Origin of the sequence: Deinococcus arboris (assembly GCF_009755355.1) — a bacterium.
GTDB classification, from domain to species: Bacteria; Deinococcota; Deinococci; order Deinococcales; family Deinococcaceae; genus Deinococcus; species Deinococcus betulae.
This window is the reverse complement of the sequence record NZ_WQLB01000006.1, coordinates 1-14,129: the sequence shown is the minus strand read 5'-3', so window position 1 is coordinate 14,129 and position 14,129 is coordinate 1. Positions and strand designations below refer to the sequence as shown.

The 14,129-nt window shown below is 62.7% G+C and carries 12 protein-coding genes; 5 read left to right on the top strand and 7 right to left on the bottom strand.

What is annotated here, in order from left to right:
- Nucleotides 1-139 precede the first annotated feature (139 nt).
- The 4 genes from GO986_RS06080 to GO986_RS06065 all read right to left on the bottom strand — a co-directional run bounded on the left by GO986_RS06080 (nt 140) and on the right by GO986_RS06065 (nt 3,415).
- Complete coding sequence (locus GO986_RS06080) at nt 140-1,141, bottom strand: DUF6745 domain-containing protein (RefSeq protein WP_157458401.1); 1,002 nt, start codon at nt 1,139-1,141, stop codon at nt 140-142.
- Entirely contained in the window at nt 1,141-1,437 is a 297-nt protein-coding gene (locus GO986_RS06075; protein WP_157458400.1) for a DUF8820 family protein, read from the bottom strand. Before GO986_RS06075 ends, GO986_RS06080 begins: the two co-directional genes overlap by 1 nt.
- A 335-nt stretch (nt 1,438-1,772) precedes the next feature.
- On the bottom strand, nt 1,773-2,978 hold the full coding sequence (locus GO986_RS06070) for a trans-sulfuration enzyme family protein (protein WP_157458399.1): 1,206 nt from the start codon (nt 2,976-2,978) through the stop codon (nt 1,773-1,775).
- A 107-nt stretch (nt 2,979-3,085) separates the two neighbouring features.
- Entirely contained in the window at nt 3,086-3,415 is a 330-nt protein-coding gene (locus GO986_RS06065; RefSeq protein ID WP_157458398.1) for a DMT family transporter, read from the bottom strand.
- Nucleotides 3,416-3,568: 153 nt separating this feature from the next.
- Between GO986_RS06065 and GO986_RS06060 the strand changes: the two genes are divergently transcribed.
- On the top strand, nt 3,569-3,988 hold the full coding sequence (locus GO986_RS06060) for a response regulator (protein ID WP_157458397.1): 420 nt from the start codon (nt 3,569-3,571) through the stop codon (nt 3,986-3,988).
- Nucleotides 3,989-4,543: 555 nt separating this feature from the next.
- Here GO986_RS06060 and GO986_RS06055 read toward each other — a convergent pair.
- A complete protein-coding gene (locus tag GO986_RS06055; RefSeq protein WP_157458396.1) occupies nt 4,544-4,987 on the bottom strand; it encodes a DinB family protein in 444 nt (147 codons plus the stop codon).
- A 256-nt stretch (nt 4,988-5,243) separates the two neighbouring features.
- Here GO986_RS06055 and GO986_RS06050 point away from each other — a divergent pair, with 256 nt between their 5' ends.
- The gene (locus GO986_RS06050) at nt 5,244-5,885 is read left to right on the top strand and encodes a glycine-rich domain-containing protein (RefSeq protein ID WP_157458395.1); all 642 of its coding nucleotides are present in this window, start codon (nt 5,244-5,246) and stop codon (nt 5,883-5,885) included.
- A gap of 475 nt (nt 5,886-6,360) precedes the next feature.
- Here GO986_RS06050 and GO986_RS06045 read toward each other — a convergent pair whose 3' ends face one another.
- Nucleotides 6,361-7,602: a glycoside hydrolase family 16 protein gene (locus GO986_RS06045; RefSeq protein ID WP_157458394.1), complete on the bottom strand. Its 1,242-nt coding sequence runs from the start codon at nt 7,600-7,602 to the stop codon at nt 6,361-6,363.
- A 361-nt stretch (nt 7,603-7,963) separates the two neighbouring features.
- On the opposite strand from GO986_RS06045, the gene GO986_RS06040 reads away from it, so the two are divergent.
- Nucleotides 7,964-8,884 carry an MBL fold metallo-hydrolase gene (locus tag GO986_RS06040; RefSeq protein ID WP_157458393.1) on the top strand — a complete coding sequence of 307 codons (921 nt, stop codon included), beginning with the start codon at nt 7,964-7,966 and terminating at the stop codon, nt 8,882-8,884.
- A 458-nt stretch (nt 8,885-9,342) separates the two neighbouring features.
- Here GO986_RS06040 and GO986_RS06035 read toward each other — a convergent pair whose 3' ends face one another.
- Complete coding sequence (locus GO986_RS06035; protein ID WP_157458392.1) at nt 9,343-9,702, bottom strand: hypothetical protein; 360 nt, start codon at nt 9,700-9,702, stop codon at nt 9,343-9,345.
- A 726-nt stretch (nt 9,703-10,428) separates the two neighbouring features.
- On the opposite strand from GO986_RS06035, the gene GO986_RS06030 reads away from it, so the two are divergent.
- Nucleotides 10,429-11,925, top strand: coding sequence for a GGDEF domain-containing protein (locus GO986_RS06030; RefSeq protein WP_157458391.1), 1,497 nt, complete (start codon nt 10,429-10,431; stop codon nt 11,923-11,925).
- Between the two features lie 147 nt (nt 11,926-12,072).
- A complete protein-coding gene (locus GO986_RS06025; RefSeq protein WP_198170441.1) occupies nt 12,073-13,995 on the top strand; it encodes a PAS domain S-box protein in 1,923 nt (640 codons plus the stop codon).
- Nucleotides 13,996-14,129 lie beyond the last annotated feature (134 nt).

The following is a 14,129-nucleotide window of genomic DNA, read 5'->3' as shown; positions in this document are numbered from 1 at the left end:
AGAGTGTCCCGTCATGCCGTGTAGGCCGCTCTATGTGTGGTGGTCAATGGCGCTGCTGCACAGCTTTGCCAGGTAGAGACTTGAGAGGGTCTTGCGAGCTGGCGGCGAGCCGACTCGTAAAAGACTGACTCTCTACTCCTTACGCTTCAATCGCAGGCTGGTACTGACTAGGATCATCAAAGCCGGCCAGCCACGCCGAGGCCGCGTGCGCCGTGCGAATGGTGGGCGGCACGCGCAGCACGTACTGGCGCGCGGTGGACGGGCAGGCCACGCTGACGGCCACGAACGGTTCGTCGTCCGGCAGAGGCACGCGCACCAGCGTGCGCTCGCCGCCCGCGTCGCGGTCGCGGTCCAGTACCTCGGCGCCGACCTCGGTCAGAAAGCGCTCGTAGCCCATGCGCTCCATCATCACCCGGCGCACTTCGGTGTTCGGCTCGGCCAGGACCTCGGCGCCGGTCAGGGTGCCCGGCTGAAAGGCCACGCGCGCGTCCACCCGCACGCCGCGCCAGCGCAGCGGGATGGGCTGACCGGCGGGCAGGGCGGTCAGGCCACTGCCGGCCACATCCAGCCAGCCGTTGACCCGCAGTCCGGCGGGCAGCGCCGTAATCCCCCGGCAACCGGACACGTCCAGCTGGGCAATTTGGGTCAGCCAGGCAGGCAACTCCCGTAGGCTCAGGCAATCGCGCACGCTCAGGTGGCCGTAACGCACGCGGCCCTGCTGAGGCCAGCCGCGCAGGGCGTCGCAGCGGCTGAGATTCAGAAAGCAGACGTCCAGGCCCTCGGGTAGAGCTTCAAGCGACAGCGCGTCTTGCAGGCTCAGCGACCCCACAGTCAGGCCGGTTGGCAACTCGGTCAGGCGGGTGCAGCCGTCCAGCGTGAGGCGAAACTGTACCCGAACGCCAGCTGGCAGGCGGGTGATGGGGAGGTTACGTGCCACGAGTTCACCCACCTGGAGGGTCTCGGGTAGGGTATGAACGCCGGTGTCACTGATGTCCAGCACGTCGCCGCACAGGCCCTCGGGCAGCGAGGTCAGGGTTTTTTCGCCGCTCAGGTCCAGTTTGCCGCGAAAGTGCAGACCGCCCGTCACCTCGCCCCGCAACAACCGGGTGCGCGCCTCGGCCGCCGAGACTGTGACCGTCATCAGTCGATCACCCGGCGAATGGCCTGGGGGCTGTATTCGCGCTGCATCCAGACGCGGTAGTCGCCGCGCGGCAGGGTAATGGTGGCGTGCTCCTCGTGAATCAGCTCGGCCGAGTCGCTCAGCACCCGCACGTAAGTGGCTAGGCCCGCCTGGAACAATTGAACGCTGCTGGGGTCCTGAAAGCGGTGGCTGTGGCCAGTTACTTCTCCGCGCGCCAGGGTCGTGCCTGCGCGAGGCAGGACCGGGGGCAGGGTTTCAACGCGTTGCACCAATACATCACCATGACGGTAAAGCATGTTCTCCTCCTAAGGGCATATCCCTGTTATGTTCACAGCATAACACATAGCCGCTTGGAGAACAATTGCGACCTCTTGAAAGCGGGTTAATGTCTGCGTTCTGGCAGCGAATGCCCGGTTCACCCCGAGGCCGAAGATGCCTTTCCGTGCCGTTGGTGTTGCCAGCTCTTTCGATCACCTTTTCCGTTTTGGAAAGCAGTAGGGGTGATGACTCTTAGCCGCTTTGGCTGTCACTCTGACGAGTCGGACAGGATCGCCAGTTCCTGTCTCTGCAATGACGGAAGGCCGGCATTTCCCTACAGCCGGCCCCACCTTGATTTTTAGTTTAGAGCCTCTTACCGGCTGACCGTTTCTGGCTGGGCCGGTACCTGGTCCAGCGCCCTTAGTACATCGTCAATCAGGTCGGCCGCGTCTTCAATGCCGACGCTCAGGCGCACCAGGCCCGGCGTAACGCCCTGACGCAGTAGCGCCTCGTCGCCCAGCAGGGCATGGGTGGTACTGGCGGGGTGGCAGGTCAGGCTTTCCACGTCGCCTAGGCTCACGGCCTGCGTGAACAGCTTCAGGCCATCCACAAACGTCATGGCGGCGGCGCGGGTGCCCAGTTCCAGACTGACCAGTCCGCCAAACCCGCTCATTTGCCGGGTAGCTACTTCATGGCCGGGGTGGTCGCTGAGGCCAGGGTAAAGGGTGGCGGCCAGAGCCGGGTGGCCACGCACCGCCTGGGCCAGTGCCAGCGCGCCTTCGCAGTGGGCGGCCATCCGCAGCGGCAGCGTTTTCATGCCGCGCAGGAACAAGTAGGCCTCAAACGGGCCAAGGGAAGCCCCCACATGCCGCAAGCCTACCAAGCGCAGTTCGGTCAGCAGGTCCTCGCGGCCCGCCACGACGCCTCCGATGGCGTCGCCGTGCCCGCCCAGGTACTTGGTGGCGCTGTGCATCACGAGGTCAATGCCGTGCTCGGCGGGCCGGGTCAGCGCCGGGGTGCTGAAGGTGTTGTCCACCACGCTCAGGGCGCCCACTCCCTGCGCGGCGCGCGCCACACGGGCCAGGTCCACGATGTTGAGGCGCGGGTTGGTGGGGGTTTCGACCCAGATCAGGCGTGTCTTGGGGCTCACCAGGGCGTCCAGGGCGTCTTCGTCGGCTGCCTCATGAACGGTCACGCCGAATTTGGCAGCCACCTCGTGCAGGAAGCCGGTGGTGCCGCCGTACAGTGGGGCCACGAAAATGACCTCGTCGCCGGGTTGCAGCAGCGTCAGGCAGATGGCCGACACCGCGCCCATCCCGCTGGCAAAGGCCACCGCTTCAGGGAGTCCTTCCAGGTCGGCCAATTTGCGCTCAAAGGCGCGCACCGTGGGGTTGCTCAGGCGCGAGTAAAAGTAGCCGTCTTCCTGACCGGCAAACAGGCGCTCGCCGCGTTCGGCGCTGCCGTAGCCGAAGGTGCTGGTGGCGTAAATAGGGGTGGCGTGGGCGCCTGTGGATGGGTCAAGGCCGTGACCGGCATGAACGGCGCGCGTTCGGAAAGAGAAGATTGGGTTGTCGCTCATGCCCTCTACTGTACGCGACCTGCCCAACGAACGTTTGTTCTAGACAGCGCGTCCAGCCTCGCTGGCCAGGCGGTTTCCGTTGTGCCGAAGCCTGGGTGGGCACTGTGTCAGTGCTTGGCTGTTCCACTGATATTCAGCACCACGACCCCCAGAATGATCAGGGCGATGCCAGCCACAGCCATGCCGTTGAACGCGTCCCGGAAATACAGCCAGCCCACGATTGCCGTCAGCGCTGTGCCCACGCCGGACCACACGGCGTAGGTGAGGCCCAGAGGAAAGCTTTTGAGAATTTGGGCCATGAGTGCAAATGCGGCCGCATACCCCAGCACCACAACCACCGAGGGAATCAGGCGGGAAAATCCATCAGACGCGCGTAGCGCCGCTGTGGCCAGCACCTCCGCCACGATGGCGAGGGCCAGCAGGAGGGCTGGTTTCATGGGTGAACCACGGGCAGCGGTGACCATGTGCTGTGCACAAGAGGAAGGAAAGAAATCGCACGCATGAGGCCAGAATATGCTGCCCGCCGTTGCCTGAGAGTTGTGCTGCGACGTTGACCATTTAGCCCCTTGGCAATATGCGATGCTGCTCCTATGCCCAACCGCATGCGTGTTCTGGTGGTCGACGACAGTCCCGCCGACCTCATGCTGGCTCAGGTCGCCCTTGAAACTCATGCTGACCGGGTGCGCCTGACCACAGCCTCCGACGGCGAAGCGGCACTGGCTCACCTGCGAGACCCTGAGCAGCCCCTGCCGGACCTGATCCTGCTTGACATCAACATGCCGGGGCTGACGGGTCTTCAGGTGCTGTCGTCCATCCGCCACGACCCTGCACTCTGTCATCTGCCCGTTGGCATTCTCTCGACCTCGGAAAGTCAGACGAACATTCTGGATGCCTATGACCGGCAGGCGAGTTTCTACATTGTCAAGGCGCCGCATCTGAGTGAGCTGATGCAAATGTTTGAACGGCTGATCGCGTTCTGGTCGTTGACACCACGCCTGCCCAATTGGTAAGCGAAAGTTGCGTTAGCCGCCTTGATATGGGTGCGTGAGGCGTAAGCACACATCAGGGCGCCGTCAAGGAAGGGGAGACGGGCCACCACAGCTTGATATTTCAGGGATGCCTCTAGCCTTCCTGTGGCTTGAGGACTCACCGGTAGAGGAGACGTTAGTGCACTTTGAACTGACTGTGCTGGCGGTGTCCTTGATCGTGGGGGCTGGTAGGGACGCTGGCCTGGCCTACATCAGGCAGGGTGTTGTCATACCGCTAGAGCTTCGCCTCAAAACCGGGCGGGTATGAACGGCGCTAGAGCTGCTTTGAACGAGGCCGGCGTGGGCTCTTTTCCCTGTCATGGTGCTAGCTGTGAGGAAGACGTAGGGCATGCGTATAGCTTGCAAGTTAATGCTCGCCGTCAGAAATCGTTTGCAGTGTCGGCGTCGGAGGCCCTGATGGGTAATGGGGCAAATGGTGGCCTTCTGGCCACATGTACAGTACGGCTCCGGCAACAGGCAGTAGAGTCAGCGATCTTTATATCCGATCTAGCGTCGCCGCAAGTTCAGCCTGTGGTGTTACGGCCAGAGGTGCATGACCTGCCGAAGACTCACAATCTTGCCCAGGTGGTAGGCCGTGTGCACAGCCAAGAACTCTAGCCCGTCACGCCACTGGGTGTGGGGATAGCCGGGTTCTGGCGCCGTCAGCCAGCGTTCATCCTTTGCCTGAGTGACGGCCCGCCTGGAGGACAGCATGAACAGCGCGACCAGATCGTCCCACTCGGCCTGGCTGGCGGGTGCTGGGTCGGGCGGGAAGTGGTGGGCATAGGGCCAGTGTTCCAGGGCAGATCGGCCCTCATCCAGGCTGATTTTCAGCACCATCGCCGCGTGCCAGAGTTCCTGATAGATGCTGTGCGGCACCTCCTGTGGCCGCGCCGTCACCTGTTCAAGCGTCAATCCAGCAAAGATGGACTCACGTACGGCAAAACCACCTGTCAGCAGCAGATCGTCCCAGTCATTCATAGTGTGGCCTCCAGCATAGCGAGCAGGCCACAGCTCCTCCACCTCAAGACAAGAAGGCGACCCAGAGGCCGCCTTGATTTCTCTAAGGGGCGCCATATTTGGGGCGCGTCAACGTTGGCCAGCGCATCTACTGCTCTGCTGTGTGGGCCGGAGGGCTCTGCCCTGACAGGCCGCTGACACGGCAGGCCAATGCTGGCCTCAGCCGGGCCAACAGACCGCGCGACAGCTGACACCGAAGAGATCTCTGGAGGCAACGATGACCGTCCACCGCGCACCCACCCCCAATCCTGCTCTGAACACCTGGTCCCTACCCGCTGGCCTTCACGACCGCTTGCAGCGCGAACATGGTTGGACGGCTCCCTTTCTGGCTGGCGCTGAGCGTGAATATCGCCGCTTTGTTTACCTTGCCACCCAGGGCCAGGGTGTCACTCCCTCGCAGAGCGTGGATGAGGTCTGGCACGCGCACATCCTCTTCACGCGGGATTACGCCGCGTTTCAGGCGGTGCTGCCAGCCCCTCTGCACCATGAGCCGGGCACCGGCGCCCCTGGAGATGACGACCACTTCCGGGAACAGTACGCGCGCACCCTCGCTGAATACGCCTTGACCTTCGGCGAAGCGGCGCCGGACACCTATTGGCCCAGGCCGGCGGCGGTCATGACCCCAGCCACGTCGGTGCGTCGCCAGCCCCAGACCTGGATGGGGCTGCTGGGCGCGTTCATCTTTCTGACATTCTTGATGGGGTGGCCGCTGCTGAGCGGCCTGGGGGTCATTGCGCTGCTGGCGCTGGGTGCCCGTGGAGGGGGCAGCATGACGCTGGCTGGCGATGGGGTTGACGGGGACAGCAGTGATGGTGGGTCCAGTTGCGGGAGTGGCTGCGGTGGAGGCTGCGGCTCCTGACGAGAAGACACTCGCCTGATCGGGTGGCCTGGGAAGAGGTCTGTTCTTCGAGCTGAGGAGGTGCCCTAACCCATTCGCCACATCCAATTGGTGGCCAGGTCAGGTTTATTTCCTCCTCAACAGGAGCGCTCCATCCCACAGATATATAGCGGTGAATTGCCCTGTCACCGAGGACCTGCGGGCATGTTGGAGGCGCCTCAGACTCACTGAGGCCAGCCTCTAAGTGGCCGGCAGGGAGCGTGTCAGGGCGTACCACATCAGACTGGACTGCTGGTCAGGCTGACGCGGCAATTACTATCTGCAAGCGTTTTCTTAAACTATCTCCGACGGAATCTTGAGCCCTTCCTGTCATCATGCACACCAACGCCCCAGATTGGCGTTACCGATCTGGAGCGCTGATGTAGGTCTTGTCGTGAACGCCTGGCGAAGGGTCCTCTCTCGCTGGCTGTGAGCTCACCGTGCCAGCAGAGGTCCCTTACTGTTTGAAGAACTCCACATCATCGAAGTACAGATACTGGTACGCTCCGGCCGCCGTGTGGAAGCCAATCTCCGCCTGCCCGTTGGTCACGTTCACATTCGGAATGCTCACCTGCGTCCAGTTCGTGTAACCGCGGATGTCGAGACTGCGCTGCGCGCCACCGAAGTTCTTGACCAGCATCTCGCCGACGCTTTGCCCGCCGGTCGAGCGCACCCACGCCCGCATGGTGTAGTTGCCGCTGGCCAGCCCGGTCTTGATCTGGTAGGTGTGCACTTCGTAGGGCGAGGTGCTGTACTCCGTGCCGTGCATGCCGTTGCGGCCGTTATACGTCTCCGCGAACGCCGTGCCCTGGTACGCATTGTTTGGTGACCACACGCCCCAGCCGCTGAGGCCCCCATCAAAGGAACTGTTCGTAACAAGGTTCGGCCCCGCCGTGTTGCCGCCAGTGTTCCGGTAGACGCGCACGTAGTCCACGTACTGATACTGCGGAAAGGTGGTGCTGCCATCCGGATTCCCATCAAACATGCCGCCCACGGCGGTGTTCATCACAAGTTGCATGGTGCCGCTCGTGATGTTCGCGGTATGACGGGCGCGCTGCACCCCATCCACGTAGAAGGTGATGCTGTCGGCCAGCCACTCCACGCGGTAGGTGTGAAACGCCTGGCTCAGGTCGGGGCCAGTGTAGGTGCTCGTCTGGTAAGCCTGGTTTGGATAGCTGCCCCACCAGTGCGTCATGACGTTGACGGCGGGTTGCGAGCCCCGCACCTCCATCACGTCGATCTCGGGCGGCCAGGCCGAGCCGCAGCCGTCAATGCCGTTGCAGGCTGTACTGACCAGCCAGTTCGCCGGCCAGATGCCCTTGCCCTTGGGGATCTTCGTCCGCCATTCGACGGCGCTGCCGCGCGTGACCGTCACGTTGTTTCCGCTGCGCACCTCACCGGAAGAGTACCCGCGCCCTCCAAAGGCACGTCTCTGCGTGCGGAGCACCAGGCTGCCGCCCTGCACCGACACGTCTTCCGGGGTGTAGTACTGCAATTCGCTGTTCACGTTGGCCGGTCCGTTGACAGCGATCCACTTGCTGGTGTCCAGACCAGTCCCGTTAAACTCGTCGGCGTACACGAGGCTCCAGGTGGCCTGGGCGTGCAGAGAAGGTTCGCCTGCGGCAAGCGGCGTGGGGGCCGGACTGCACGCGGCGAGGCTGAGGGCGAGGGTGGCGGCGACAGGTAGGGACCGGTGCATGACAAACCTCCGATTGGGCAGCTCACGCAGGCCCACCAGCGCAGCAGGACGCGCCGTGAGGACGAGTGCGGGTCACCCGATGAACTGTGGAACTCCATCACCCTAACAAGTGGTGAAAGCGTTTTCAATCTTCGGGCTCATGCAGGTCACGCAGCTCACTAGACCGGTTCAGGTAGAACGTAAACGTGGACCCCTGTGAACGCCAGAGGGTAGCTGCTGGTGCCTCAGGAGGACGAAGACCTTAGAACCGCTGCAATACAGGCTGCCGCCCGCCCTCGTCCTGCAAATGCCTACAGCTCTCCTTCAGGGGCCTGTCCAACAGCGTGGCTTCAGGGGCCCTGCGGCCGCGCGAAAATGAGCTATGGCCCAGCCGTTCATTCAGCCCACCCCCATCGCGCCCCTGGCACCCGACGGCTTCAGCGTCATTCTGCTGGGCACCGGCACGCCACGTGCCTACCCGGGCGCCGCCAAACCTGCGGTGGCCGTTGCCGTCGGCGGCCAGGTGCTGCTTTTTGACTGCGGCTGCGACACGACCCGGCAGCTGATCGCCTCTGGCCTCATGCCGCAGCGGGTACGGGACGTGTTTTTTACCCACCACCACTACGACCACAACGCTGGTTTTCCAGATCTCTTCATCAGCAGCTGGCGCACACATGTGGGCGTTATCGAGGGGCGTGCCCAGGCCATGCGGGTCTACGGACCCAGCCGGACCCGTGAGATCATCGGAGCCTTCCACACCGCCCTGGCCTACGATATTGACCTCCGCGTCGCGTACAACAAGTCCGAGGCCGCTGGCGCCCACGTGGAGTACACCGAATGCAATACCGGCGTGGTGTTTGATGAGGGTGGGGTTCGCGTGACTGCCTTTGAAGTTGACCACCGGCCGGTTGAACCTGCGCTGGGGTATCTCATCGAGTTTGGCGGTCGCCGGGTCGTGATCAGTGGGGACACCCGTCCGGTGCCAAGCACCGTGCGCCACGCGCAGCAGGCAGACCTGCTGATCCACGACGCCTATCAGGCCCAGTGGCTGGCCGAGATCGCCCAGGCCCATCCGGCGCAGGCGGTGCAGGTCACCAATCCAGCGAAGTACCACACGACCACGCTGGAAGCGGCGCAGGTGGCCCAAGACGCTCAGGTCAAGCATCTCGTGCTGACGCACCACATTCCGGTGCCGCTGGCGACGCCGGAAGCGGAGGCCGCCTACACGGCGGGAATGGCTGACATCTATGCTGGGCCGATCACGGTGGGCCGTGACCTGATGCGCTTTGATCTGCCCCTCTAGGCTACAAAGAACGTGGAGGAAGAAGTTTCCCTGGACTGCTTGAGGCCTGATGGCCTCAGTCAGAGGCTCGCCTTATTGGCGGGTGATCGCCATGAGGTCGCATGTGGTGTTCAGGCTCTCCTCAATAGGGGCCGGTGCTCCGCTGGAGGCGTGGTTCGCTTTCGCTGAAATCTCTAGCCTGCTGGCTCCAGCAGCGCTGACTAGGACGGGGAACACTTCGTGGCATGCGCCATGCTCAGCGCGGCAGCCCAGTCTCACCGTTTATAAATACGGATTGAACGTGCCGCGGGTGCAGCGGCTGGCCCCATGTTGACCCTTCGGAATCCCTCACGCCTGGAAGCTGGCAATTTGCGCTCGCTAGACACTTTGATGGACTGGCATTGACCCAGGCAGAAGCGAATGGACCCAGGCACAAACCCTGACTTGAGCCATCCGTGCTTGAGAACGCAGGCTTTCCTCTATTCCGTAGGAGCGTGAAGTGTGACCGGCAGGCTACTGAAAGTCTCTCCAGTCATGTCCCGGACATGCGCGCTGACCTGAAGAGGCAGGAAGAAGAGAGGCTCCAACTGAGTGAGTGCCTGGAACGGTAAGGACACAAGGAGGCGGTCGCTGGGATAGAGCAGCGCGGGCAGCGGCCGGGTCGTGGTGATCCCCAGGGTGGAATCGAGAGGAAGGTCAATGAAGTGGGCGGCATTGCCCTGAAGAGTGATGGTGCGAACCACAGGAACGGTGTCATCACCTGAGTTCGTGACGGAGATCAGGAGATACAGCCGTGCGGAGATATAGCCGGTGGTGAGTTTGACTCGGAGAGAGTCCATGCGGGCAGTGTTGACCTTTTAACGTTAATGGACCGTTATTGCACAGATCGCCTGGCATGACAGAGAGCAATGCACTCGTCATAGCAAGTGCTTGGTTTTGAGAAGAAGCGCCGAGGTCGCAGGTTCAGGCGACCTGTTGTCTGGTCCTCAACGGTCAGAGGTGCCAGACCTATGAGGTTGCTCGTGGAGCACACGCTTCGTCCATCCCGAAGGTGGAAAGCAGCCTGTGCCGAACCTGGTCACGCCCTCCTCGTCTAAGTACAATGGCGTATGAAATCACTTCGTTGGCGCGCGGTGAAGCAGCCTCTGACCAAAGAGGCGAACAGTCTGGCGTCGTTGGTTCAGGCGTTAGAGCAGCACCCGGAAGCCACTCGCGCGGCAACTGACCGCATCACAGCCGCAGCCCGAGGGTGAGTCCGGCGTAACTCCTGGCCTCCCTTCGGTGAGCCGCCAGAGGCCTTTTTTAGCCTGATGGTATACAGGCCACAGGCTCGTCGGCTGGTCAAAATGTGCCCGCACCTGGACTGCGGCTCTGCCAATTTGCTGCACAGGTGAGGCCCTCGCCCAGCTGAGTCGTTCTGCCTTTCATCTGTGTGGAGAGGCATTCGGCGGATAGCTGCTGAGATGAATTTCCCCCTCCACTCTTCAGAGATGAGCCCGGCCACCCCCGGTGAGACTTTCGCAAGTCGCCCCGTCCTAAGCTGCGCTCACCCTCCCGGCTGACCTATGACGACCTACATCCTGACCTCTGCCACGCTGCTGCCGCTGCTGGCGTTGTCAGGCACTCTCCTGATGGCCGGGAGCATTCTGCACCGGCTGGGACAGCCTCTTCAGCGGGCGTTCCTGGCAGTTCTTCTGGGGATTTGTGTGTGGCTTATTGGCGACGTTCTGTCCCTCACAGCCAGTGACGCGCAGGACCGGTGGCGGTGGGGCCTGGTGCAGTTCCTGGGCATTCTGACCATTCCTGTCGCGTGGCTGGCCCTGGTCCTGCGCTACTTGCAGCCACTTCCTGAACCTCTGCCCCTCTCGCGGCTCCTGCCCCTGCTGGTGGTGCCCTGCCTGGCCCTCGTGCTGCTCTGGACCAATGAGCAGCACAGTCTAATCTGGCGCTTCCCGCCAGGCACGGTCCCCACCTGGGGCCAGGTCGAGCGCACGCCGCTGTATTGGCTCCTGATCGTGGCTTATCCCAATGCGCTGCTGGTATGGGGCGCCTGGCGACTGCTGTCCACCTGGCGCTCTGGGCAACGCTCTGACCGCGCCCAGAGCCTCGTGATGCTGTTGACCGTATTGGTGCCTAACGCGGTCAATACCGCTTTTCTCCTGGGCATTCCGGTTTTACCTGGAGGCGTGGCGCCTGCACCTGTCTTTTTCGCGCTGTGTTTACTGCCTGTTGCCTGGAGCATGAGGCGCTACGGGCTGCTCCGTGTGGCGCCGCTCGCTCACCGTCAGGTCGTCGAACAGCTCACAGATGCGGTTTTCGTCCTGGATGCCCACAACCGGATTCTGGATATCAATGAGCGTGCCCTCCGGCTGGCTGGCCGCCCTGCCCCCGAACTGCGCGGCGCACAGATAGGGGACGTGTTTCAGAGCTGGCCACAGATGGCCGAGGGGCGCATAACCGAGTGGCGCCCCGGCCGCGAGGTGTGGGAGCTGCGCCTGTCAACGGTGCGCAACGCATGGGGGAACACCCTGGGGCAGGCTGTGGTGGCGCGTGACGTGACCACCCGCGCGCAGGAGCATGCCCTTGCACAGCGCTTGGCCCACGAGGACACGCTGACCGGCCTGGCCAACCGCCGCGCCTTCGAAACGGATCTGGTTCGTGAAACGGCGCGTGCCCAGCGCCACGGCCTGACATTGGCGGTCGTCATGATTGATCTGGACGGCCTGAAAGCCGTCAATGACCGTCAGGGCCATGCCCACGGTGACGCGCTCCTCTCGGCCTTTGGGCGCGCGCTGCCCGGGGCTTTCCGTCCCGAGGACCGCGCCTACCGCCTGGGAGGAGATGAATTTGCGCTGCTGCTGGCCCACAGCGCGGCGGAGGGCGAACCAGCCGTTCATGAGCGGGTCGCCAGTATCGTGCGGGATGTGCAGGCGCGGGGCTTTCCCGAGTTGGGGGCCAGTGTGGGGGCGGCGTATTTTCCGCATGAGGGTGTTGGTGAAGCCCTCCTGGGGCTTGCCGATGAACGTATGTACGCTCAGAAGGCGCGGCGGCGAGCAGGTTGAGTCCTTAAAGCGGTGGTGGCGAGGCTGCCAGGAGAAGCAGAGTTGTCTCATTCATGCTTCAACCTACAATTGGCCTGAACCGTTTAAGACTTCATGAATCAGCGGGCCGTGAGGCTTCTGAAAGGGCCAGTTTTCTATGCTCAGTCCATGAGCGCAGACGCCCAGCAGCAGACTGAGGCGGCGCGCCTCCTGGCCCTGAAGTCCTATCAGATTCTTGATACGCCACCGGAAGCGGTCTATGACCGCGCCGTTCGTCTGGCGAGTGCCTTTTTTAAAGCGCCTATGGCCCTCGTGTCACTCGTTGACGCTGAGCGGCAATGGTTCAAAGCCTGTTACGGGCTGGACTTTCGGGAGACGTCCCGTTCGGTTTCATTCTGTGCGCATGCCCTGGAACAGGACGGGGTGCTTGTCGTTCCAGATGCCCGGCAAGACCCGCGTTTCGTGGACAATCCGCTGGTCACAGGTGAGCTGCACATCCGCTTTTACGCGGGGGCGCCTCTGGTCACACCAGACGGACAGAAACTGGGCACCCTGTGTATCCTTGACCAGCAACCCCGCGCGCCATTGACGCCAGATGAGTGCCAGATGTTGCAGCACCTGGCCGATAGTGTCGTCAGCGAGTTGGAACTGCGGCGCACGCTGGCGCGGCTGACTCACCAGGAAGCGGTCCACGCGGCGGTGCTCAACTCCTCACTTGACGCCGTCATTGTCATGGACGAACACGGAAAGGTCACGGAGTGGAATCCAGCGGCAGAGCGCCTGTTTGGCTACCGCCGTGAAGAGCTGATTGGCCAGGAGTTGGCGGCGCACATCATTCCTCCTGAGTGGCGAGACGCACATCAGCGTGGGCTGGCCCACTACCTGAGAACGGGCGAAGGGCCTGTCCTGGGCCGGCGCCTGCACCTGACCGCCCTGCGGCGCACGGGAGAGACCTTTCCCTGCGAGCTGGCCATCACGGCGCTGGACTTGCCCAATGAACGGCTGTTCACGGCGTCCCTGCGCGATCTCACGGATGTGGAGGCCGCCCAAAGCGCTCTTGAAAGCAGCAACCGCTTGCTCCGGGCTGTGGTTGACACGGTTCCAGAGGCCATTTTCGTTAAAGATCAGGCGCGGCGTTACACCATGATTAATGAGGCAGGTGCAGCGCAAATTGGCCGCCTGGTAGAGGACATTCTGGGACGGACAGATGATGAGCTGTTTGGCGCAGAGGTCGCAAGTGCTTCGCGCCTCCGAGATGAACAGGTTCTTGAGCAGGCCCAGGGCATCACTTACGAAGTCACGGACCAGTTGCCTGATGGGGCGCGCCGGACGTTCTGGTCCTCCAAGCTTCCAGCGTGGGGGCCCGATGGCACGCTGACGGGGCTGATTGGCGTGGCCATCGACATTACCGAGCGCAAGGTATCGGAAACGACGATTCAAGAGCACAACACGCTGCTTAGAAGTCGAGTCGAAGCGGCGCAGGTGGAGGTACTAGAACGGCTGGCCCGGGCCGCAGAATACCGGGACGATGACACGGGGGAACACATGACGCGGGTGGGAGAAACTGCCGCTGGGATAGCAGCCCAGTTGGGCTTGTCGCCCGAGGAAGTGCAGTTACTCCGGCGAGCCGCACCGATGCACGATGTCGGGAAGATCGGGGTTTCAGACAGTATTTTACTCAAACCCGGCCGCCTCACGCCCGACGAGTTTGAGGTCGTCAAAACTCACTGCCTGATAGGCTCCAATATCTTGTCTGGAGGTCAGAGTCCGTTGGTGGTCCTGGCAGAAGAAATTGCCCGGACGCATCATGAGCGGTGGGACGGCAGCGGCTATCCGGCGGGTCTGTGCGGTGAGCAGATTCCCATCAGTGGACGCATCGTGGCCGTGGCCGATGTGCTCGACGCCCTGATGAGCGAGCGGCCTTACAAACGGGCGTGGTCTCAGGCAGCGGCCTTGGCTGAGATTCAAACGCAGGCCGGTCAGCACTTTGATCCGCAGGTGGTCAGGGCATTGGAACACGTCCTGAACGAAAGCGGACCGCCACTGGCTGACCCTGCCGAAGAGGCGGCCGTGCCCAAGACGGTGCATTAAATCCAGCAAAATCGTGACAGCGGCGGCTGAAGTATCTCGGCCGCCACTTCCAATGGGAAGCCGTCTGAAAGTCTCACCCGCTGAGAGGCTGCTCAATTTGAGAATCAGCTGGGTGTTTAAAGTGCGTCTGAAAA

What these genes read in the sequence shown, in the direction of transcription:
- GO986_RS06080 (WP_157458401.1), bottom strand. Translation starts at nt 1,141, where the DNA reads ATGACGGTCACAGTCTCGGCGGCCGAGGCGCGCACCCGGTTGTTGCGG.
- GO986_RS06075 (WP_157458400.1), bottom strand. Translation starts at nt 1,437, where the DNA reads ATGCTTTACCGTCATGGTGATGTATTGGTGCAACGCGTTGAAACCCTG.
- GO986_RS06070 (WP_157458399.1), bottom strand. Translation starts at nt 2,978, where the DNA reads ATGAGCGACAACCCAATCTTCTCTTTCCGAACGCGCGCCGTTCATGCC.
- GO986_RS06065 (WP_157458398.1), bottom strand. Translation starts at nt 3,415, where the DNA reads ATGAAACCAGCCCTCCTGCTGGCCCTCGCCATCGTGGCGGAGGTGCTG.
- GO986_RS06060 (WP_157458397.1), top strand. Translation starts at nt 3,569, where the DNA reads ATGCCCAACCGCATGCGTGTTCTGGTGGTCGACGACAGTCCCGCCGAC.
- GO986_RS06055 (WP_157458396.1), bottom strand. Translation starts at nt 4,987, where the DNA reads ATGAATGACTGGGACGATCTGCTGCTGACAGGTGGTTTTGCCGTACGT.
- GO986_RS06050 (WP_157458395.1), top strand. Translation starts at nt 5,244, where the DNA reads ATGACCGTCCACCGCGCACCCACCCCCAATCCTGCTCTGAACACCTGG.
- GO986_RS06045 (WP_157458394.1), bottom strand. Translation starts at nt 7,602, where the DNA reads ATGCACCGGTCCCTACCTGTCGCCGCCACCCTCGCCCTCAGCCTCGCC.
- GO986_RS06040 (WP_157458393.1), top strand. Translation starts at nt 7,964, where the DNA reads ATGGCCCAGCCGTTCATTCAGCCCACCCCCATCGCGCCCCTGGCACCC.
- GO986_RS06035 (WP_157458392.1), bottom strand. Translation starts at nt 9,702, where the DNA reads ATGGACTCTCTCCGAGTCAAACTCACCACCGGCTATATCTCCGCACGG.
- GO986_RS06030 (WP_157458391.1), top strand. Translation starts at nt 10,429, where the DNA reads ATGACGACCTACATCCTGACCTCTGCCACGCTGCTGCCGCTGCTGGCG.
- GO986_RS06025 (WP_198170441.1), top strand. Translation starts at nt 12,073, where the DNA reads ATGAGCGCAGACGCCCAGCAGCAGACTGAGGCGGCGCGCCTCCTGGCC.